We start from the raw sequence: 20,265 nt of genomic DNA, 5'->3' as shown, positions 1-20,265 counted from the left end.
CCGGTCGAGCCCGACCCCTAATTCGAACAAACATTCGACACAATGTGCATTCCGAGGTATTCTGATTGAAAGATTTCGATCAGATGTGCTGGGGGGCATGATGACTGACGATCCGTCCGATGAGATTCCGGTTGATCCTTCTTCGGTTTCGGTGTTGGTGCGTAAGTACCTCGAGTTGGAGTTACTGGTTGCCGATATCGCGGACTGCACTGATTCCGACATGTCCGATTCCGAAGTCAATGAGCTTGTGCGGGTGCATGAACGGGTCGTTCGTAAGCTCGAGTTCACCGGGTTGCGGCACCTGTTGCGGGTCTCGGATCGGTCGTCGTTTACCGAGGCTGGGTATTCGTCGCTGTTCGGGTTCACCCGTAGCGAGTTGCGGTTGACCAAAGGTCAAACCACCTCCAGGATCCGCGGGTTGGAAGCAGTCGGCCGGTTTCACACGATGCAGGGTGAAGAGCTGGCACCGAAATGCCCTGCCGCCGAACAGGCCTGGTCCCAAGGGTTGATCGGGGCAGCGCATATGGATGTGATGTTGGATGTGCGCAAACACATCCCGTCAGCGTCGGATTCGGCGGTGTATGACGTGGTCGATCATTGGATGACCGAAGAGGCCGTCGGCCAGGACCCCACCCAACTGGCGGCGTCGGGCCGTCAGGTGCTGGCCCGGGTCGATCCCGATGGCCGGTTGACTGACGATTCGGATCGGGCCCGTAAACGTTCGGTGAGTTTGGGTAATCAGGGTGTGGACTTGATGGCGAAAATCTCCGGCACGCTGGATCCGGAAACGTTGGCGTTGTTCACGACGGTGATGGATGTCTGGGCTGCACCTGGCATGAATAATCCGGCCGATCCGAACTCGCCGTCCGGTGCCAGCGATGATCCGAAACAGGATCCGGAGTTGATGAAGGCTGCGGCTGAGCGTGATACCCGCTCGATGGGCCAGCAGCGCCACGACGCTTTGAAGGCGATCTTGAAAACGATTTTGGAGTGCAACCTGCTCGGCAAGTCCCATCGGGGTTTACCGGCGCAGCTGATCATCACGATGACCAAACAGCAGCTCGAGGATTGCGCGGGGATCGCCAAGACCGCCTCGGGGGTGGATATTCCGGTCAAAGAGGCCCTGCACCTGGCTGCGCGTTCGGACAAATACTTGGCGGTGTTCGCTAGCCACAGCGCCGAGGTTCTGTATTTCGCCCGGGCCAAACGCACCGCGCAGAAGGGTCAGCGGTTGGCGTTGTTCGCCCGAGATCGAGGCTGTTCACACCCCGGGTGCACCAATCCGGCGACCTGGGTGGAGATCCATCATCTGATTGCCTGGATCAATGGTGGTCTGACCGACATCGATCTGATGGGATCAGCGTGCCCGCCGCACCACAAGTTGGTGGGCGATGGTCCGGGTCAGTGGCAGACGATCATGATCACCGAAGGCCCTGACAAGGGCAGGGTCGGGTGGATACCACCATCGTCGGTGGATCCAGAACGTAAACCGCGGGTCAACCGTGCCCAGCACGTCAACGAAACCTTCGCAGCGGCCTGGGAAAAGACTCTGGCCGACCGCCGAGCAGCATTGGCCCAACAACTGGGAGAGCTCACTCGGGCGCGCGGCAAGGAACCCGAACCGGACGTTGAGAACCCCGAGCCAGTCGAATAGCAGTTCGCTCGAGCATGTTTCGGGACCACGAGCAATCACCTCGACCCGAGTCCGGCATCAGACCCGACCACACAAAACCGGGCCACCTGTGTTCAGGTGACCCGGTTTCGGGAGGGCGGCACATGGCCGCGGTCGAGAGGTCTGATGGCACTCAGGCGGCGATGACGGTGTCGTAGTAGCCGTCGTAGTCGGTGTCCATGGCAACCTCGTCGACGTAGCCGTCGTAGTCGTAATCGGTCTGGACCTCGTCGATCCAGCCGTCGGCATTGGTGTCGTATTCGACGATGTCGGCGACGTTGTCGCCGTTGGTGTCGGTCAGGATGGTGTCGAAGTAGCCGTCGGCGTTGGTGTCGTACTGTTCGATTGCCATAAGGGTGAGTCCTTTTCGTGTCGGGTGCCGGATCTTCGGAAGTGCCGCCCTGTGACTGTCGAAGCTGTGCGGCGGTCGAAGATAGGAGCACCCGGGGCGGCGGTTTGTTCCCGCCCTGTGAAAAGTGCTCGTCAGTAGCCGATGAATCGATCGGTGTGCAAGCGCCAGGGTTGCCACCGCAGTCCGGGTTCAGCGTGCAACAGCATCGGCTTGATGGCATCGAGCATGGCCGGAGGACCTGACAGGTAGTAGTGCGATCCGGGATGCGCCACGGCCGCAATGTCGCTGGCACCCACCAGCCCGCCGGTCACGGTCACGACCGTGGCACCGGCCGCGCGGGCGGCGTCGAGAACATCGGTGTACACCAGTCGATCGTCACCGTTCGCCGCGTAGATCAGCGAGACCTTCTTCAGATCGCCGCCACGGTCCAGCAGGTCGGCGAGCATCGATCGGAACGGGGTGATTCCGATACCGCCCGCGATGAACACAACCGGCGCCGACAGTTTGCGTGGAAGGGTGAAGTCCCCGCCCACCTCGTCGATGTACAGCTTCGTACCCGTTCCACCGCTGTCGATGAGCCGCTTCTTGAATGCCGAGGTGTTGCCTGCTGCGCTGAAGCCGAACCGTGTGGTCGACTCGCCCGGCGCACCGGCAAGCGAAAACACTCGTCGGGTGCCCTGCTTGTCGGGCGTCGGATTCCAGGTGGGAGCAGAGATCTGAGCCCACTGCCCAGACCGGAAACGCAGCCCAGGGGATGCGAGCACCTCGTAGGTGTCGACACCGATCGGTTGCACCGACTTGATCGTCAGTACCGGACGTCGCCACCTGCGGGCGACAACGAACGTGAACACGCTGCCCGCCAGTAGGGCCATCTCGGGAACGAAGGCGAGCGTGTAGTCGGAGGTGATCTCGAACGTCTGACCCCAGTACATGAGCACGCCGACTCCCGCTGCGTAGATCCCCTGCGCGATGCGGGTGGTCGGTGATGTCAAAGGTTCGGTGAGCATGATCGCTGCCACGAACAGCAGCGGTGTCGACTGGAATCCCAGATCGAGGGCGTCGCCGACCGGCGTTCCGTCATCGAGCGCGACCACGACGATCGTGATCACCGAGGCCAGCAGGAAGATGCCGGACATCCACCAGTCGCGAAGCTTCCAGACGACCGCCGCGCCGATCACGATCATCGGGATCAGCAAGGCGTCTGCCGCCACCCACCAGATCGGATACGCGAAGTAGCCGACAGAGAAGTAGGCGAACAGGTAGCTGACCACCGCACCCACCACCGCCGGGTTCACGATGTGCCGACGTCTGATCGCCAGCACGTACTTTGATGCGCTCGCGATCGCCGCGGCCAGCACCAGACCCCATGCGGTATCCGAATCGGTGACACCAGGGAAGATGAAGAACAGGATCAATGCGGTGATCAGCCAGGATTCACTACCGGGTGGAACCCTCACGATCGCCGCACAGATATATGTCACGGCGGCACAGACAACCACAAGAATCGCCAGCGAGCCGGCCAACTCTGTTGCGGTGTACTGGAAATCGGCATCCGATGCGGCCACGACAAATGAGTAGACGGCCAGCACCACCAGTGCCAGCAACACGAACCGGTACATCGAGAGCCGGTCGACAAGCCGTAGGTACCTCACAGAAACAACTCCAGTTCTCGCGCATGCGAATGTTCCACGGTGCCGTTCGCCCGTACCACCACATAGTCAAACCGATAGCGGCTTAACAGTTTCTGAGGAGGACAGAAGAACAGGGCGGTTGACAGCCCGTCGGCGGTCATCGCGTCGTCGGCGATGGCCCACGTGGCCAAGACCTCTCGGGTGGGCGCGGAAGTGGTCGGATCGATGATGTGATGCCAGTCCGCCCACGCCCGACGATTGCTCGCCGACCCGCAGATCGCATTGCCTTCGATCACCACTGTGCCGATCGCTTTGGTCGGATCAACCGGATGCTCCAACGCGATTCGGTGGGGTTCCGATCCGGCCGCGATGTCCCCGCTGCCGTTGACCAGATAGTGATCGAACCCGTGGGATGCGATCAGGCCCGCGACCCGGTCGACGGCAAATCCTTTACCGGTCGCGCCCACATCGATGAGCGCCGGCCTGGCCAGTTCCAGCTCGCCCGACCAACTGGTCAGCACCTCGTCCCACAGTGGTACTGCGGCAACATGTTCGGCAGGCGTCAACGAGTAGCCACTGTCATAACCCGCGTCATCGAGTGTCTGGCCGACAAGCGGTGTGACCTTGGCACCGGTGAGCTCGTAGAGTTCGCGGTGCAGATCGATCATCGGCTGGTCGGTCGGTGCAATCGGGTACCGGCCGGCGCGCCCTGCCATCTCCGCAACCATCGAGTCAGCGCGAAACCTCGACCACACCCGATCAATTCGGTCGAGCTCGTGCGTGATCTCCGCTCGCAGGCCATCTGGTATCGGCCCGGGCAAAGTCACGTCCCACGAAGTACCGAGTGCCTCGAACTCCCAGACCGTCGGATTTGTCACCGCGTCGAGGTTCAGCCCTGAGCCTCGGTTTTGATTTGCTCGATGGCGTCGTTGAAACCGCCTGAGGTCAAGGACGATCCAGAAACCTTGCTCACATCGAGCTCATCGATGCTCTTGCCGACCACCAGTGCGTCGATCCCACTCGCGAACTTGCCCTGGAATTCCGAGGACGTGCCCTTGGTCTGACTGGTATCGAGCGTCAGCGCGGTGATGACCGAGTTCGACAAGGTGACCGTCACGCCGACCTCTTGCCGGCCACCGGGTGACTGGTAACTGCCGAAGGCGCTGTATTCACCATCGGCGTATGCCGATGCCTCAGTACCGGATTCCGCCGCTGCGGACCCGGCGGCTGCCGATTCGGCGACCGCGGAAGCACTGGTTGCGGCGGTGGTAGTTGTGGCCGATGAACTGCTGTCGCCATCGTCGCCACAGGCCGCGATAACGGCACCGGTGGCTGCGATGACCGCAGCGACCTTGCCCGCGTTGGCAATCCGATTCTTCACCGATGACGTTGATGTCGAGGTCATGGCATCCATTGTGCTCCCTGAAAATTGAACGTGATCTTTTTGAAACGCGTTTTTCAGGAGACTCTCAGTTCTCAGGCACGCGCCGAACAGCCTTTTTACGCTGCAGCCTCAGTTTTGATCTGGTCAATCGCATCATTGAAACCGGTGGCCGTCAAGGAAGACCCCGAAACTTTGCTCACGCTCAATTCATCGATGCTCTTGCCGACGACGAGTCCCTGTTCGATCACGCCGGACTCGAACTTGCCCTGAAAATCGGCCGAAGGTCCGGTGGTCCCGCTGGTGTCGAGCGTCAGTGCGGTGATGACCGAGTTCGACAGGGTGACCGTGACACCGATCTCCTGCTTTCCGCCCGGAGACTGGTAGCCACCGATCACGGAGTACTCACCGTCGGCATAAGGCGACTCGCTGCCCGCTGCCGCACCGGACCCGACCGCGGTGGTGGTTTCGGTGGCAGCTGAAGCCGGCGCGGCCGTGTCGTCGCCATCGGCTCCACATGCCGCAACGGCCATCGTTGCGGCAGCAACGACCGATGCGGCCTTGCCGGCGTTGACAATTCGAGCTCGGGCGGACGTCGTCAGAAAACTCATACCCAGATAGTGCCGCATCTATCCGGTCCATGGTCCGTTTTGCGACAATACTGTTAGGTTAGTCTCACCTACATCGTCAGGCCGGGCCGGCGTTGTCAACGACCGGCGGCTTCGATCCGTGCTGCCACGGCGTCGATGAACACCGTCGAGATATCGGCTGGGGTCTTGGCGACGTAGCTGGTGCCACCCGTCGCCTCCGCGATCTTCTTCAGCGATGCGGCATCAGCATCTTCCGTGATGCCGATTGTCAGGATCAGCACCGGCCGAGCCGGATCCTCGAGTCGCTTCAACTCGGCAAGGAGTTCATCGAGGGTGATCGAGTTCTCATCCTCGTTCTGTCCGTCCGTGAGCAGGATGACGCTGTTCGAGAAGTTGGGGTCGTAGGTGTCCTGAACTTCCTTGTACGCGGCCAGAGTCGTGTCATAGAGGCCCGTCGCGCCACCCACTCGGTCAGGCAATGTCAGAAGCTCGGACTCCAGACGCTCGCGGTGGGTCTGGCCATCGGCCCCTACGGTGTCGAGGCGTTCGATCGGCACCAGAGGCAGCCAGTCCTGTCCCCTCCCACCCATATTGATGGAGAACAACCAGGTACCCAACGCGGTGGTGTTGGGGAACAGCTTCAGGCCGTTCTGACTGGCTTCCACCAACATCTCGGCCCGGGTCGAGTTCCCCGCCGGAGCCGACATCGACCCTGACGCGTCTTCGACGACCAGACTGCGGATCGGTACACCGAGCACCGCCCACTGCCGCAGCGCTTTTGTCTCGCGCTCGGGATCACCCGGTGTGAGAACAGTCACATCGCCAACTCCTCCCTCGGGTGCAGGCGCATCGACGCCGGTGCGGAAGCCCGCGGTGGTCAGGGTCTGCGCGCCGTCGTCGGAAGTGATCGCCGCCAACAGTTCCTGACCGGCTTTACTCACCATTTCCTTGCGAGCCGCCGACGCGGTGTTCAGCATCGGAAAATCGAGGACGACGGTGCCATCGGAAGGGACGGAGGCCGTCAGCCCACTGTTGGGCTCAGCGAGCTGGTATTCGATGAAATGCTGTTCACTGACCACCGTCGGCGAGTCGCTCACCCCGGCGAGGGCGAGCCGGTCTCCATCGGAATCGCCACCGACCCGCGCGTTGCCCTGCTGCAACGCCAGCAGGGTCATCCCGTCGGTGAAGGACTTGGTGTCGATGGCGCCCGACTGCTCGGCAGCCAGCGCGCCGATGATCGGGGCGTCGCCGGTACTCGAGTCGATCGGGTTGCCGAGTCGCAGTCCCGGCAACTTCATCACATCGACCCAGTTCTCCAGTGCCGGAACGTTTTTGCCTGCCACCACCACGGGGCTTGCCGCGACCGATTCGGCGACCACATCGTTGCCGACGCGGACCTGCTCGGTGACCGTACGGGCACGGGTCGACGAATCGGCAATCCACAGATCCGGCGCACTCTCCCCCTTGGTGAGCTGCCCTGCAACGTTCGCGCCGCTGACCGCGGAGACCGTGAAGTCGAAGCAAGAGTCGCCCGACGCGGTACCCGCGAGCGGTTTGATCGTGGCCGCCATCGAAGGATCCGCGACGACGGACACGGCTTCCCTGGAGTCACAATCCGGACCGGACCCGTTGCCGATCGTCCGCCACAGGATGACACCGGCCACCAGCAGCGCTACGAGAACCAGCGCACCCAATATCCATGCGGTCCCGTGCCCCCGGTCCCCATCTCGGTGTCCGCTGAATCCGAACTCGCCTCCAGCGTTGCTGTCGCCACCATGCCGCCCCATCCGTTACCGCCCTTGTTTCGAGGTTCGCCGGATTCTATACACAGCCTTGTCAGGCGCTAACCCTCATTTGGTAACCGAAATCGGCAATGTACCAGGCGTATTCACTCAGGCGTACAGATCGTGAAAATTCTTTAGTGAAGTCTCGATTTCACTTTTGACAACCTTCGCCGTGATCTTCCCGACCGGACCGATCATGGCCAATCCGCCGAGTTCAATCTCGAATGTCAATTTTGAGCCTTCCGGTGCCGGATCCACCGCGAGGATCAGCGTGACCTTGACCCCGCCCTTTCCGGAACCCTTCAGGCTGACGCGGTGCGGTGGATCGTAGGCGTTGACCGTCCAGTCGAACCGGACGCGAGTGCCCCTGGACGCGATGACAGAGGACACCTTGATGCCCTTACCGATCTCCTCCGGCCCGGGAAGCGGACCGCGCCAGCCTTCGTGGATCGTCAACCACTCGTCGTAACTCGAGAGATCCAGCACCCGATCCCAAGTTCTCTCCGGCGTCACACCGATCTCTATCGCGTCCTTCACTTTTGCCATGGCGCTGACGTTATCGGTCGGGCCACATCTTCACCCGTCACACAGGACACGTGTCGGGCGCCGACTCCCCGGCAAACCGGTCGGCGATCCAGTCGACGGCGTCACCGGTCACACCCAGATTGGTGTGTCCGCCCTCGGGCTTGCGAACGACCTCGATCACGTCGCCCTGCGCGCAGGCGCGCTGCACCGCGGCGGTTGTCCAGGCGGGCAGGATGATCGTGTCCTTGTCTCCGTAGGCCACGAACAACGGCCCGTCGGCGGGTTCGGCGGGCAGCGCATCGGTGATCAGGATCCCCCGGAGTCGCTCGAGCGCCTCCTCGTCGGCGATCGTGGCGTCACCGGGCGCAATGTCCATGGCAGCGGAGAACTTGTCCGCGGTCGAGGTGGGCCCACACGAGGTGAAGGCTTCCGCCCCGGCGGCCAGCCCACCGCGCATGTAGTCGTCGGGGTCGAGGTCGGGATGCACTTCGCGTAGTCCCGCCACAAGATTGGGGATGAAGATCTTCTGGGCGTCGGTGTAGGTCAGGTCGAGTCCCGCATCGGTGATCGGCGACAGATCAGCGGCAGGCGCCAGGGCCGCAGCCCCGACGAAGTCGAGCCCCTGTCCATAGTCGTCGGCATGCTCGGCTGCCGCCCAGGCGGCTTGGCCACCCTGCGAAGCACCCATCGCGGCCCAGTCGGCAGACGCTTCGGGTACCACATTGCGGGCCGCACGCACCGCGTCGATCATGTTGTACGCGACGGTTTTCGGTTCCAGATAGGGATGCGTTCGCGGGCTCTCGACGCTGGACCCCAGTCCCTGGTAGTCACTCGCGGCGACCACGTATCCGCGGGCCAGCAATCGCGCGACGTTGCCGTCTTCGCCGAGCAGATCCGGGTAGTCCGACGGACCGCACGTCACATCGGTCCCGGTGGTGCCGTGGCCGAGCGCGACCACCGGCCATCCACCCGGTGGCGGATCACCGGCCGGGACGGCGATCACCCCGGAGACATCGGTGCCGAAGCCACCCGCGTAACCGGCCGTCGAGCGATAGACCACCCGTATCAACCGGCCGGCATCGCCCAGAGTGCTGCTGCCCTGAAATGGCCGCTGCGTCAGGACCGCGCCGCGATCGGCGAGTGCGGGAGGTGGGGGCGGCGGCGTCGACGATTCAGACAAAGACGGCGGAGACGATGGGCTCACACCATCGTCTCCGCCGCCGCCTGAGCAGGCTGTCAGGGTCAAAGCACCGGAAATCAGCAGAACTCCGGCCAACCGAACCGCCGGCCAGGCTTCTTTCAAGGTCTTCTACCTACAGCGCAGTCTGCTCACTGCCAAGTCTCAACTACTGGGGTTTCGGCTGGTCCGGGTTCGGACCACCGTCCTGTGCGAACTTCTTGGCGGCGTCCGCACCCTTCCTGACCTGGGCGGAGTACTTGCCCTTCGTCGCCTTGTTGACGGCGTCAGCGCCCTGGTCGATGACCTTGGCGTTCTTGCTGAGCGTCTGCTTGCCCTTGTTGATCAGACCCTTGATGTCCATGCGTGGCCTTACCTTTCTGCGGCGCCGGAAACGTGCTCGGCGGTCTTTGGGTCTTTGGAACTGAGCTTACTGGACCACATTGCGAAGACGGGGTTCAGTCGCCACAGGATCTCGACCGCGACGATGCCGACCGCGGCGGTCGCCAACCCGATTCCGGTCTTGCCCCAATCGGTCGGATCCAGCTTGAAGATCTCCTGCGTGAACGGCAGCGAGAAGATCAGCACATACATGAGCACCGATACGCTCAGCAGCACGATCTTCCACCAGTTGTAGGGACGCGCGATCACCGCGAGTACCCACATCGAGACGGCGATCATGGTGATCAGCGCGGTGGTGGCAGCCTGCATCTGATCCGGCGGCAGATCCACCGAATCCTTGGAACCGAGTTCGACACCGGAACCACCCGGGTAGACCAGCGCGTAGGCCACGAAGGTACAGACCGCGACCACGATTCCCGACGGGACCGCCAGTCGGAGCACGCGGCCGACAAAGCCGGTTCGGGCCCGTTCGTTGTTGGGGGCCAGTGACAGCACAAAAGCAGGCACACCGATGGTGAACCACGCGGCGATCGTGACGTGGATCGGCTGGAACGGGTACGACATCGGCGCGAACCCGAAGATCTTGCCCAGGATCCCGGCAACTCCGATGGTCATGGCCAGCAACACCGCGTACACGGTTTTTGTCAGGAACAGGGTGGAGACGCGTTCGATGTTGCCGATGACGCGACGGCCTTCGGCGACCACATACGGCAGCGTGGCAAAACGGTTGTCGAGCAGGACGATCTGGGCCACCGAACGGCTTGCCGAGCTACCCGAACCCATGGCCACACCGATATCGGCATCCTTGAGTGCCAACACGTCGTTGACACCGTCTCCGGTCATCGCCACCGTGTTGCCGCGTGACTGCAGCGCACCGACCATCGCCCGCTTCTGATCCGGACGGACTCGACCGAATGTGGTGTGCGAGTTGACGACGTCGGCGAGCTCGTCGGTGTCGGTCGGCAGGTTACGGGCGTCCACCGCGTCATCCAGCGTCCCCAGACCCAGCGACCCGGCCACCGCACCCACCGAGACGGCGTTGTCCCCCGAAATCACCTTGACCGAGACATTCTGCGACGCAAAATAGTCCAGCGTCTCGCGAGCATCCGGGCGCACACGCTGTTCGAGCGCGATCAGTGCTCGCGGACTGACGACACCGGGCGCGGACAGATCGTCCGGCGACTCGGTGTCGACCGACACATCGGTCGAGGCCAGCAACAGCACACGCAGGCCACCGGACCCCAGTTCGCTTGCCTGGGCCGCGGTCTGGCCCTCCGCAGGCAGCAACATGTCGGGTGCACCGAGCAGCCAGTTGCCGCGGGGTTCGCCGGAAGCGCTGTCGGAGAACGAGATACCACTCCACTTTTTCGCCGACGTGAACGGGGCGACGGCGCTCGACGCCCAGGCCGGGGCGTCCGGGAACGCTTCGGCCATGGCCTGGACACTCGCGTTCGGGCGCGGATCATGGGCTGCCAGCGCAGCCAGGGCCTGCTCCAACTCGACCCGGTCCCCCTGCAACGGAACCAGTTCCGAGAGCCTCATCCCGTTCTCGGTGAGCGTTCCGGTCTTGTCCGCACAGACCACATTGACCCGGGCCAGGCCCTCGATGGCGGGCAGTTCGTTGACAAGGCACTGTCGCTTGCCGAGCCGGACCACACCGACCGCAAAGGCGATCGAGGTCATCAGCACCAGGCCTTCGGGCACCATCGGGACCAGTGCCGCAACCATTCCGAGCAGGCTCGCCTTGATGCCGTTGTCGCTGATGAACAACTGGTTGACGATGGTCAGCACACCCGCCGGGATGAGCAGGTAGGTGATGATCTTCAGGATCTTGTCGATCCCGTTGCGCAATTCGGAGTTGACCAGCGTGAACTTGCTGGCCTCTTCGGCAAGCTGCGCGGCATAGGCATCGCGGCCGACCTTCGTCGCGCGGTATGCACCGAAGCCGGCGACCACGAAACTGCCCGACATGATCGGATCCCCAACAGCTTTGTCGACGGCATCGGCTTCACCGGTCAGCAACGATTCGTCGATGTCGAGGGAGGCCGATTCGACGGTTTCACCGTCCACCACGATCTGATCGCCGGGGCCGAGCTCGATGATGTCGTCGAGCACCACCTCGCCCGGATCGATTTCGGTGGCGACACCATCGCGGCGGACCATCGGCCGGGTCTGGCCGACGATCGCCAAGGCGTCGAGGGTCTTCTTCGCGCGGATCTCCTGGATGATGCCGATGCCACTGTTGGCGATGATCAACAAACCGAAGGCGCCGTTGATGATCGAGCCGGTGCTCATCACGATGATGAACAGCACACCGAGAATCGCGTTGATCCGGGTGAATATATTTGCGCGGACGATATCTGCAACGCTTCGGCCCGACCGGTCGGGCTGAACATTGATCTGCCCCGCGGCCACCCGTTCGGCGACCTGCGCCGCGCTGAGGCCTGAGGCCTGATGCTTCTCGTTGATCGCGGTCATACCGCGGCCTCCCACCAATCCTGGGTCTCGAAACCATGTCCGCTGCGTGAGTGGACATCAAAACGGGCGCCGGGCATCGGGGTGATCACCGGAATGCGCAACTCCTCCGCCGCCGGGAGCAGTCGCTGCACCGGGTCGGCCCACTCGTGCAGGGCGAGATTGAATGTCGCCCAATGGATGGGAAGCAACAGCGACTCGGACAGGTTGGCGCGATTGAGCATTCGATGCACGTCCACCGCTTCCTCTGGGTTGAGATGGATGTCCGGCCAGAGCCGGTCATAGGCGCCGATCGCGATCAGCGACAGCCCGAAAGGACCGTGGTCGGCACCGACTTGCTCGAACGAGTCGGTGATGCCGGTGTCGCCGGAGAAGAAGAAGTTGTTGCGCGGTCCGGTCACAGCCCAACTGGCCCACTGCGTGGTGTTGCGCTGCAGTCCTCGCCCGGAAAAGTGTCGGGCGGAACAGCAGTTGAAGCGCAGGTCTCCGATGGTGACCGACTCACCCCAGTCCGCCTCGCGGATTCGGAAGGGGTCGATACCCCAGTACTGCAGATGTGCACCGACCCCGATCGGTACCACGAACACGGCTTCCGGATGGGTCCGGGCGAGTCTGCGGACCGTGGCGGTGTCGAGGTGGTCGTAGTGGTCGTGGCTGATCAGGACGACGTCGATGGCGGGCAGCTCCTCGAGCGTGTGCGGCACGGGGTGCAACCGTGCAGGTCCGACCACGCTCGACGGTGAGCAGCGCTTACTCCACACCGGATCGGTGAGGATGCGGTGTCCGTCGAGTTCGACGAGCACCGACGCGTGACCGAACCAGGTGGCGGCAAGGTCGGCGACCTCCGCAGGCAACGGCGAGGCATCGAACTCGAGGCGGACCCGCGGCTTGCCGATGTCACCGCGGCGGAGCATCGCGAGTGCGGCCGCTCTGTCACCGTCGACGGGCCGCGGCGGCTCGATATTGCCGAAGCTCCCACCGGTTTGATGCGGTGAGCCACTGATATGCGGGAGCACAAGATCTTTCGGCGCCCCCATGGCCCGATACACCTCGGTCCCGGCTGTGACTCCGGCGGCGGCAAACGCCGCACCAGCGGTTGCGGCACCGGCCAAGAGCCTGGGACCGGTCATTGCATTCGGTAGGCGCACCACCCTGGACACACTACCGGCCGCGTGTCCCATTTCTTCGATCCATCAGCCCGGTGGTCGATCAAGAGTCGACAGGAAGGAATATCTCGGGGTATACCTGACTTATAGAAACCATAGTCAGCTGAAGGAGTAGGTCATGACCCAGATCGTTGATGCAGTAATCGTCGGTGCGGTGCGAACTCCGATCGGAAAGGGTAAGCCGGGCCGCGTTGTTGACGGTGCGACCGTCGGTGCAGGTGGACTCCACGACGTTCATCCGGTCGACATGCTCGCCCACAGCCTGCGCGCACTCGTCGAGCAGACCGGCATCGACCCGGCGTTGATCGACGACGTCATCGCCGGTGCCGTCACGCAGGCCGACGAGCAGGGCCAGAACATCAGCCGCAAGGCCGCACTGGCCGCCGGCTTCCCCGAATCGGTTCCCGGCACCACCATCAACCGACAGTGCGGTTCGAGTCAGCAGGCGATCTCGTTTGCCGCCCAGGCCGTGATGTCGGGTGTGCAGGACGTGGTGGTCGCGGCCGGTGTGGAGTCGATGAGCCGAGTGCCGATGGCGTCCGATGTCCGGCCCGGCGTCGACGCGTCCGGCGTGGGATTCTCGCAGCGGTACTCGAACGGATTGATCTCCCAGGGACTGGCCGCCGAATTGATCGCGGCCGATTGGGGGTTTTCACGGACCGAACTCGACCAGTTCGCGTTGTCGAGCCACGACAAGGCCGTCGCGGCGACCAAGGCAGGCAAGTTCGACCAGGAGATCGTGCCCCTGGCCGGCCTGCGCACCGACGAGATGATCCGCCCGGGCGGCACCATCGAGCAGTTGGCCACACTCAAGCCCGCGTTCTACCACCCGGCGATGCTCGAGCGCTTCCCGCAGATCGAATGGCAGATCACGGCAGCCAATTCGAGCCCGCTCTCCGACGGCAGCGCCGCGGTGTTGATCATGAGCAGCACCAAAGCCGCGGAACTCGGCCTCACGCCGCTCGCCCGACTGCACAGCTTCTCGGTGGTCGGCTCCGATCCGCTCTACATGCTCACCGGCGTCATCCCGGCAACCGAGAAGGTGCTCGCCGCAGCCGGCCTGACCATCTCCGACATCGACCTGTTCGAGGTCAACGAGGCCTTCTCCCCCGTCGTCCTCGCGTGGGCCAAGGACACCGGCGCAGACCTGGCCAAGACCAATGTCAACGGCGGCGCGATCGCACTCGGTCACCCACTCGGCGCCAGTGGTGCCCGCATCATGACAACCATGGTCAATGCGCTGCAGCAGTCCGGTGGCCGCTACGCCCTGCAGACCATGTGCGAGGCAGGCGGGATGGCCAACGCCACCATCATCGAACGCCTCTAACCCCCCACCCCACACCCCACACCCCACCGCAAACGCTCCACCTCTACGAGGGTGCTCCACATATTTGTGGAGCACCCTCGTACAACCGGAGCGTTTGCGGGATTGGATCACTGCAAACCCGCTCGCCGCAAGCCATTTCGCAAAGTCTCGCGCAACCGTTCGGGGTGCATCAAGTCGTCCCAACCCCACCGCGCGACCACAAACCCGAGCTCGTTGAGGCGTTCCTCGCGGCGCTTCTCGCGGTACACCGCATCCGCAGGCGTCTCACCCGGGCGAAGATATCGGATGTACTTACCCTGACCGTCGAACTCGCCGAGAAGATGGTCTTTGATCCGAAAATCAGTGCGCGCCAAGTGTTTACCGTCAGGAGCGTAGATCTCCGGCTGCAACTGCGGTACCGGAATATCGGGCATGCCATACATCCGGGCGCGCGACAGCGACTCGCCGACGCTTTCTGAAGCACTGTCGGCGAGCGATACCGCCCGTCTGGCGTTGCCCACACCCTTGCGTCGACCGGCCCGCGCGAGCACCACCTCCAGTTCGGCGCGGGACACACCCATCCGAAGAGCCGCATCGCAGACACAGAGCGCTTGCTCGAAACTACCCAGACGGCTGATGTCGACGGCCGTCCTGGCGAGGCTGGTCACCAGGAGTCCCGGAAGTTCGATGACCTCGTCGGGCAGCCACGACGCGGCATGCAATCGGCAGGCCCGGTCACGATTTCGCCCGCCACCGACACGGTTCACGGTGAAATGCACTCGATCCAGGTCGGCGTCGAACGTCGACATCCCGAGTAGTGCTGCCGCGGACCAGTGACTCACCGCCTTGGTGCCCTCCCCCGCGTCGACCGCCCCGAGAACCTTGAATCGGTATCGGCGTTCACGCTCCTCGCGGCTCAGAACGCCGTTGAATGGACCACTCGGCACGTACATGCCCCGGTAGACCCGCTCCAGGCTCCCCGCCCGGACTGCAGCCTGGAGCGTGTGGTCGTTGTGACCGGCCGACGTTGCCGTGCGGCGCAAGACCAGACCCGCTGCGCTCAACTCGTATTCCCCCATGAATCCGATTCTGGCGCGTCTGATGGTGCCGACTTTCCCCTTCGATGTCGCACTGTGGACAACTTCGTCTCCTGTGCACAACCCCAAACGCTCCGGTAATACGAAGATGCTCCACATATTTCTGGAGCGTCTTCGCACAGGTGGAGCGTCTGGGGAGGGGTGGGCCACTAGGCTGAATCGGTGGCAGACAATCTGGTCCTCGCGATCGATCTCGGTGGCACGAAAGTGGAAGCCGCACTGGTCGACCCGGACGGCAACGTGCTGGCGGCCGGCCGAAGTCGGGCCCTGACCGGTTCACAATCCTCACCCGACGTCCTCGGTGGCAACGTCATTCGGGTTGTCGATCATGCGCTCGCGCACGTGCCCGACACCGCGCAGGTGATCGGTGTCGGGATCGCGGCGGCCGGACCAGTGGGCGAGCGGGCCGGAACCCTGTCCCCGATCAACATTCCGCAGTGGCGCGACTACCCGCTACGCGATCTGGTGACCGGGCGGATCCGACAAACGTTGGGTCACACACCCGTCCACTTTCATCGAGATGGCGTGGCGATCGTGCTGGCCGCGCAATGGATCGGCAACGCGGCCGGCGAGAAGAACCTGTTGGGCATGGTGATCTCCACCGGTATCGGTGGGGGTTTCATCGTCGACGGCCGGGTGCTGGCCGGGAACAGCGGCCACATCGGCCAGATCCAGTTGTCCGGCTTCACCGGCGAGCTCAGCATCGGCAGTCACACCACACTCGAATCGGTGGCCTCCGGCCCGCATACCGTGGCCTGGGCCAACAAAGAGGGCTGGACGGGGTCCACCGGCGAAGACCTCGCCGCGTCTTATCGGAACGATGACGACATCGCCCATCGCGCAGTGCACCGCGTGGCCGAGGCTGTGGGACAGGCCATCTGCAGCGCAGCAGCATTGATCGAGCTGGATGTGGTGGCGATCAGCGGCGGCTTCGCGCGGGTGACGCCCGACTTGATCCCGCTCATCGAACGGGTCGTCGCGCGGCATCCACTCGACTACATCGCACGCGTTCGAGTCATCGATGCCGGACTATCCGACACCGCCCCACTCGTCGGCGCCGCCGCCCTGGTGTATCGCCGCGCTCACGTCGGCCTCCCGACCTGACACAAATGCTCCGCCTGTACGAAGATGCTCCAGATGCACGCGGAGCGTCTTCGCATAAGCGGAGCGTTTGCGGGGATTAGGTCGCCAGCGAGCGACTGATGACCAGTCGCTGAATCTGGTTGGTGCCCTCGAAGATCTGGGTGATCTTGGCTTCGCGCATCAGCCGTTCGACGCGGAAATCCTTGGTGTAGCCGTAGCCACCGAACACCTGTACCGCATCGGTGGTCACCTTCATCGCCGCATCGGTGGCAATCAGCTTGGCCACCGACGCATTACGTGAATACGGCACACCGGCATCGCGACGACGAGCGGCATCGATGTAGGTGGCGCGGGCCGAATCCACTGCGGCAGCCATGTCGGCGAGCAGGAAGCCGAGCCCCTGGTGGTCGATGATCTTCTTGCCGAACGTCTGCCGTTCCTGCGCGTAGGCGACGGCCTCGTCCAATGCGGCCTGCGCGATGCCGACGGCAACCGCCGCGATGCCGAGCCGGCCCGAATCCAGTGCGCTGAAGGCGATCTGGAGACCCTGACCTTCGGCGCCGATGCGACGGTCTTCGGGCACGAACGCATTGTCGTAACTGGCCGACGTGGTCGGAACCGCCGTCAGGCCCATCTTTTCTTCCGGCTTCCCGAAGCTCAGACCCTCGGTGTCATCGGGGACGAGGAAGCACGAAATGCCCTTGGACCCTTCGCCGGTTCGGGCGAACAGGTTGTAGAAGTCGGCGACACCACCATGGGTGATCCACGCCTTCGATCCGTTGATCTTGTAGCCACCCTCGGTGGCGGTGGCCTTGCAGGCCAGGGCCGCGGCATCGGAACCGGCCTGTGGCTCCGAAAGGCTGTAGGCGCCGATCTTCTCACCCCCGAGCATCTCGGGAAGCCAGCGCTGCTTCTGCTCGTCGCTGCCAAAAGCCATCAGCGGATGGCACGACAGGCTGTGCACACTCACCGCAACCGCCACCGCCGCCCAGCGCGCCGCCAACTCCTCGAGTACCTGGAGGTAGACCTCGTACGGCTGACCGCCACCTCCCCATTCCTCGGGGTACGGCAGGCTCAGCAGGCCTGTCTGGCCCAGCACCTTGAAGGCCTCGGCCGGATACTTCTCGGCCTTCTCGTACTCGTCGACGATGGGTTTGAGTGCCTTGTCCGCGACGTCGCTCGCCAGCTGGACCAGGTCGCGTGCTTCTTCAGTGGGGAGCAGCCGGTTGACGGGCATCGGGCACCCTTTCGATCGTCGGAACAGGCAGGGACCGGATTCAAGCAGTACTGAGCCAGGCCCTTCAGTACCGTCGACAGTACTCCAGAACCTCACGCAGTACCATCAGCGCATGGTTCCGACCGTTTCCCCTGCACACGCGACCGCACGCCGTGCGCAATTGTTCGACGAACTGGTGGCCCTGTTCCTCCACGAAGGTTTTGCCCACCTGACGCTCGACCAGATCGCGGCGCGCCTGCACTGCTCCAAGTCGACGCTGTACACGCTCGCAGGCAGCAAGGATGAACTCGTCCGCGAAGTGACGGTGCACTTCTTCCGGGCCGCGACCACCGAGGTCGAGGCGGCGGTGGAGCGCGCTACCGGGACAACCGAACGGCTGACCGCGTACCTGACTGCGGTCGGTACCGCACTTGCGCCCGCCGATGAACGGTTCATGGAAGACCTTGCCGGCTTCCCACCCGCCCGCGACATCTACGAGCGCAATACCCGGTCGGCGGCAGATCGCGTCCATGAGCTCATCAGCGAAGGTGTTGCCGCAGGCGATGTCCGCGATGTCCACGCGGCATTCGTCGCCGACGTGGCATCTGCAGTCATGGTCCGGATCCAGCAACGCAAGATCAAAAGTGCCGTCGGGCTGGATGATTCACAGGCCTACCTCGAACTCGCGCAGCTGCTGACCACCGGGATCAGCGCGCAGTAGCCACCTCGGCGACCTCGTGGTGCGCGGTGTCATGGCGCGCGATGGACAGGGCCGCGACCACGATCCCGAAGACGACCCCCAGCGCGGTGTCCGCCATCCGGTCGAGCGCCACATCCGGGGTCAGACCCGCACCCAGTGCCGTGAGCAGCAGCGCCATGGGCGTCACGGCCATCGAGCAGAGTCCATAGTTGACGGCAACCAGGAGTTCCGCCGCGATCTGGAAGATCACAACGAGAACCACTGCGCCCCAGTAGCCCAACGGCACCGCGAGCAGTCCGGCAGCCAGCACTCCGCCGACCACGTTCCCGATCAACCGTTGTACACCGCGATGCACGGTGAGGTGAAAGTTGATGCCCTGCAGCGTGGCGATCGCGCCCATCGCCGCCCACATCGGATGCGCCAGACCGATGGCTTGGGCGACACCGGCAGCCACCGCAGAAGCCAGAGCCACCCGGATCGCCGAGACCATCAGCTCTCGCTCGGCCATCCGGCGAAGGTCAGCACCCACCGACCCCCACGACGAGCCACCGGCGTTTCGAACACCCCGCACCACGTCAAACGGCCACGGAGCCAAGGACGCGCAGATCCCGATCGTCACTCCGATCGCCGCAGACGCGCTCGCGGCCACCACATCACCCGTCGATGTCGCATAGCCCACCGCAGCGGCCGCGGCGAAGATCATCACCACCGGTCCGGGACCGACCAATCGGCAGGCACCCATGACCAACATGGCAACGGCCGCAGCCACAGACATGGCCGCGATCTGTACCGGCATCGAGGCCCCCGCCGCACCGAGAATGCCTCCGAATACCACGAACGCGACAAGTGTTCCGCCGGTCACCGCGAGCCGCGGCAGCCGGATGCGATAGGGATCGTTCCGGCAGAATGCCGAGGTCAAAGCACCCAACGCCGCGAATCCGGCGATATCGACACGTCCCATCAGACCACCGATCACAAGCACCACCGCGAGTGCGATGCCCACTCGGACCGGCAACCAGATCGACGCGTTGCTGCGGTTCAGTGTCAGCGCGGCATCACGCCAGGTCCGAGGAGAAGCAGAGTGGACCAGCGCATGACGACGGCGGGTCAGATGCTCGGAAAGGAAATCGCTTGTCAACACCTAAGTATTTTACAACTATTTTACTGATAAAGTAAATAGTGGCCATGACCTACCATGATCCGGTGACCGCAGACCCCAACCCGAGTGACGTCGTCGAGCGCGTGAGCCTGGAGTGGGCACGCGCATATCCCGACCTCGATACCGAGCCCATCGAGGTGGTCGCCCGCGTCAACCGCATCGCCACCGTGCTCGCGCATCAACTCGACCTGGACCTGGAATCCCACTCGATCACTCGCTCCGAGTTCGACGTGCTGGGCGCACTCGCCCGGTCGGAGCGTCCACTGCGCGCCAGCGAGGTCGTCTCGACAACGATGCTCAGCGGCGCCTCGATCACCAAACTCAGCGAACGCCTTGGCGACCTGGGCCTGTTGCAGCGCAAGAAATCCGAACGGGATGGGCGGGTTGTCCTTCTCGAATTGACCGATGCCGGACGCGAACTCGTGGACACCCAGTTTCCTCGGCGGCTCGCCCGCGACACGGCGATGCTGGCGACACTGAGCCCCGACGAGCGGTCGACCCTGATCACGTTGTTACGCAAGGTCTCCCGGACCATCGACAACCGCTAGG

At 63.6% G+C, this 20,265-nt stretch carries 19 protein-coding genes; 5 read left to right on the top strand and 14 right to left on the bottom strand.

The features are described 5' to 3' along the window. Positions 1 to 97 precede the first annotated feature (97 nt). On the top strand, positions 98 to 1,654 hold the full coding sequence (locus AC1TQG_RS13215; protein WP_482137547.1) for an HNH endonuclease signature motif containing protein: 1,557 nt from the start codon (positions 98 to 100) through the stop codon (positions 1,652 to 1,654). 151 nt (positions 1,655 to 1,805) lie between these two features. Here AC1TQG_RS13215 and AC1TQG_RS13210 read toward each other — a convergent pair whose 3' ends face one another. The 11 genes from AC1TQG_RS13210 to AC1TQG_RS13160 all read right to left on the bottom strand — a co-directional run bounded on the left by AC1TQG_RS13210 (position 1,806) and on the right by AC1TQG_RS13160 (position 13,119). Further along, complete coding sequence (locus AC1TQG_RS13210) at positions 1,806 to 2,024, bottom strand: hypothetical protein (RefSeq protein ID WP_482137545.1); 219 nt, start codon at positions 2,022 to 2,024, stop codon at positions 1,806 to 1,808. 131 nt (positions 2,025 to 2,155) lie between these two features. Then, complete coding sequence (locus tag AC1TQG_RS13205; protein ID WP_482137543.1) at positions 2,156 to 3,676, bottom strand: oxidoreductase; 1,521 nt, start codon at positions 3,674 to 3,676, stop codon at positions 2,156 to 2,158. Continuing rightward, positions 3,673 to 4,533: an FAD:protein FMN transferase gene (locus tag AC1TQG_RS13200; RefSeq protein ID WP_482137541.1), complete on the bottom strand. Its 861-nt coding sequence runs from the start codon at positions 4,531 to 4,533 to the stop codon at positions 3,673 to 3,675. The genes AC1TQG_RS13205 and AC1TQG_RS13200 overlap by 4 nt, the downstream gene beginning before the upstream one ends. 11 nt (positions 4,534 to 4,544) lie before the next feature. Beyond that, positions 4,545 to 5,069: an FMN-binding protein gene (locus tag AC1TQG_RS13195; RefSeq protein ID WP_482137539.1), complete on the bottom strand. Its 525-nt coding sequence runs from the start codon at positions 5,067 to 5,069 to the stop codon at positions 4,545 to 4,547. A gap of 86 nt (positions 5,070 to 5,155) precedes the next feature. After that, positions 5,156 to 5,647 carry an FMN-binding protein gene (locus AC1TQG_RS13190; RefSeq protein WP_482137537.1) on the bottom strand — a complete coding sequence of 164 codons (492 nt, stop codon included), beginning with the start codon at positions 5,645 to 5,647 and terminating at the stop codon, positions 5,156 to 5,158. Positions 5,648 to 5,742: 95 nt separating this feature from the next. Then, positions 5,743 to 7,413 carry a substrate-binding domain-containing protein gene (locus AC1TQG_RS13185; protein WP_482137535.1) on the bottom strand — a complete coding sequence of 557 codons (1,671 nt, stop codon included), beginning with the start codon at positions 7,411 to 7,413 and terminating at the stop codon, positions 5,743 to 5,745. Between the two features lie 105 nt (positions 7,414 to 7,518). After that, positions 7,519 to 7,956: a type II toxin-antitoxin system Rv0910 family toxin gene (locus AC1TQG_RS13180; protein WP_482137533.1), complete on the bottom strand. Its 438-nt coding sequence runs from the start codon at positions 7,954 to 7,956 to the stop codon at positions 7,519 to 7,521. Between the two features lie 37 nt (positions 7,957 to 7,993). Beyond that, positions 7,994 to 9,139: a lipase family protein gene (locus AC1TQG_RS13175; protein ID WP_482137532.1), complete on the bottom strand. Its 1,146-nt coding sequence runs from the start codon at positions 9,137 to 9,139 to the stop codon at positions 7,994 to 7,996. 142 nt (positions 9,140 to 9,281) lie between these two features. Beyond that, positions 9,282 to 9,476 carry an antitoxin gene (locus AC1TQG_RS13170; RefSeq protein ID WP_482137530.1) on the bottom strand — a complete coding sequence of 65 codons (195 nt, stop codon included), beginning with the start codon at positions 9,474 to 9,476 and terminating at the stop codon, positions 9,282 to 9,284. A gap of 8 nt (positions 9,477 to 9,484) precedes the next feature. Then, on the bottom strand, positions 9,485 to 11,992 hold the full coding sequence (locus tag AC1TQG_RS13165) for an HAD-IC family P-type ATPase (RefSeq protein WP_482137529.1): 2,508 nt from the start codon (positions 11,990 to 11,992) through the stop codon (positions 9,485 to 9,487). Then, positions 11,989 to 13,119: an MBL fold metallo-hydrolase gene (locus AC1TQG_RS13160; protein WP_482137527.1), complete on the bottom strand. Its 1,131-nt coding sequence runs from the start codon at positions 13,117 to 13,119 to the stop codon at positions 11,989 to 11,991. Before AC1TQG_RS13160 ends, AC1TQG_RS13165 begins: the two co-directional genes overlap by 4 nt. A 154-nt stretch (positions 13,120 to 13,273) precedes the next feature. On the opposite strand from AC1TQG_RS13160, the gene AC1TQG_RS13155 reads away from it, so the two are divergent. Beyond that, a complete protein-coding gene (locus AC1TQG_RS13155; protein ID WP_482137525.1) occupies positions 13,274 to 14,482 on the top strand; it encodes a thiolase family protein in 1,209 nt (402 codons plus the stop codon). Between the two features lie 107 nt (positions 14,483 to 14,589). On the opposite strand, the gene AC1TQG_RS13150 is transcribed toward AC1TQG_RS13155, so the two are convergent. Then, entirely contained in the window at positions 14,590 to 15,540 is a 951-nt protein-coding gene (locus AC1TQG_RS13150; protein WP_482137523.1) for a hypothetical protein, read from the bottom strand. A 180-nt stretch (positions 15,541 to 15,720) separates the two neighbouring features. Here AC1TQG_RS13150 and AC1TQG_RS13145 point away from each other — a divergent pair, with 180 nt between their 5' ends. Next, positions 15,721 to 16,662, top strand: a complete 942-nt coding sequence (locus tag AC1TQG_RS13145; protein WP_482137522.1) for an ROK family protein — start codon at positions 15,721 to 15,723, stop codon at positions 16,660 to 16,662. 76 nt (positions 16,663 to 16,738) lie between these two features. On the opposite strand, the gene AC1TQG_RS13140 is transcribed toward AC1TQG_RS13145, so the two are convergent. Next, a complete protein-coding gene (locus AC1TQG_RS13140; protein ID WP_482137520.1) occupies positions 16,739 to 17,878 on the bottom strand; it encodes an acyl-CoA dehydrogenase family protein in 1,140 nt (379 codons plus the stop codon). 112 nt (positions 17,879 to 17,990) lie between these two features. On the opposite strand from AC1TQG_RS13140, the gene AC1TQG_RS13135 reads away from it, so the two are divergent. Beyond that, positions 17,991 to 18,578 (top strand): TetR/AcrR family transcriptional regulator, encoded by a 588-nt coding sequence (locus tag AC1TQG_RS13135; protein WP_482137518.1) that lies wholly within the window; start codon positions 17,991 to 17,993, stop codon positions 18,576 to 18,578. On the opposite strand, the gene AC1TQG_RS13130 is transcribed toward AC1TQG_RS13135, so the two are convergent. Beyond that, entirely contained in the window at positions 18,565 to 19,698 is a 1,134-nt protein-coding gene (locus AC1TQG_RS13130; protein WP_482137516.1) for an FUSC family protein, read from the bottom strand. The genes AC1TQG_RS13135 and AC1TQG_RS13130 overlap by 14 nt on opposite strands. Before the next feature lie 44 nt (positions 19,699 to 19,742). Here AC1TQG_RS13130 and AC1TQG_RS13125 point away from each other — a divergent pair, with 44 nt between their 5' ends. Further along, positions 19,743 to 20,264 (top strand): MarR family winged helix-turn-helix transcriptional regulator, encoded by a 522-nt coding sequence (locus AC1TQG_RS13125; RefSeq protein ID WP_482137515.1) that lies wholly within the window; start codon positions 19,743 to 19,745, stop codon positions 20,262 to 20,264. Position 20,265 lies beyond the last annotated feature (1 nt).

This window comes from Williamsia sp. Y844 (assembly GCF_056786475.1).
This window is presented reverse-complemented; position numbering and strand designations above follow the sequence as displayed.

Coding starts and splice junctions, on each gene's coding strand:
- AC1TQG_RS13215 (WP_482137547.1), top strand. CDS start 98: ATGATGACTGACGATCCGTCCGATGAGATTCCGGTTGATCCTTCTTCG.
- AC1TQG_RS13210 (WP_482137545.1), bottom strand. CDS start 2,024: ATGGCAATCGAACAGTACGACACCAACGCCGACGGCTACTTCGACACC.
- AC1TQG_RS13195 (WP_482137539.1), bottom strand. CDS start 5,069: ATGGATGCCATGACCTCGACATCAACGTCATCGGTGAAGAATCGGATT.
- AC1TQG_RS13190 (WP_482137537.1), bottom strand. CDS start 5,647: ATGAGTTTTCTGACGACGTCCGCCCGAGCTCGAATTGTCAACGCCGGC.
- AC1TQG_RS13185 (WP_482137535.1), bottom strand. CDS start 7,413: ATGGGGCGGCATGGTGGCGACAGCAACGCTGGAGGCGAGTTCGGATTC.
- AC1TQG_RS13180 (WP_482137533.1), bottom strand. CDS start 7,956: ATGGCAAAAGTGAAGGACGCGATAGAGATCGGTGTGACGCCGGAGAGA.
- AC1TQG_RS13170 (WP_482137530.1), bottom strand. CDS start 9,476: ATGGACATCAAGGGTCTGATCAACAAGGGCAAGCAGACGCTCAGCAAG.
- AC1TQG_RS13165 (WP_482137529.1), bottom strand. CDS start 11,992: ATGACCGCGATCAACGAGAAGCATCAGGCCTCAGGCCTCAGCGCGGCG.
- AC1TQG_RS13160 (WP_482137527.1), bottom strand. CDS start 13,119: ATGACCGGTCCCAGGCTCTTGGCCGGTGCCGCAACCGCTGGTGCGGCG.
- AC1TQG_RS13155 (WP_482137525.1), top strand. CDS start 13,274: ATGACCCAGATCGTTGATGCAGTAATCGTCGGTGCGGTGCGAACTCCG.
- AC1TQG_RS13150 (WP_482137523.1), bottom strand. CDS start 15,540: ATGGGGGAATACGAGTTGAGCGCAGCGGGTCTGGTCTTGCGCCGCACG.
- AC1TQG_RS13140 (WP_482137520.1), bottom strand. CDS start 17,878: ATGCCCGTCAACCGGCTGCTCCCCACTGAAGAAGCACGCGACCTGGTC.
- AC1TQG_RS13135 (WP_482137518.1), top strand. CDS start 17,991: ATGGTTCCGACCGTTTCCCCTGCACACGCGACCGCACGCCGTGCGCAA.
- AC1TQG_RS13125 (WP_482137515.1), top strand. CDS start 19,743: ATGACCTACCATGATCCGGTGACCGCAGACCCCAACCCGAGTGACGTC.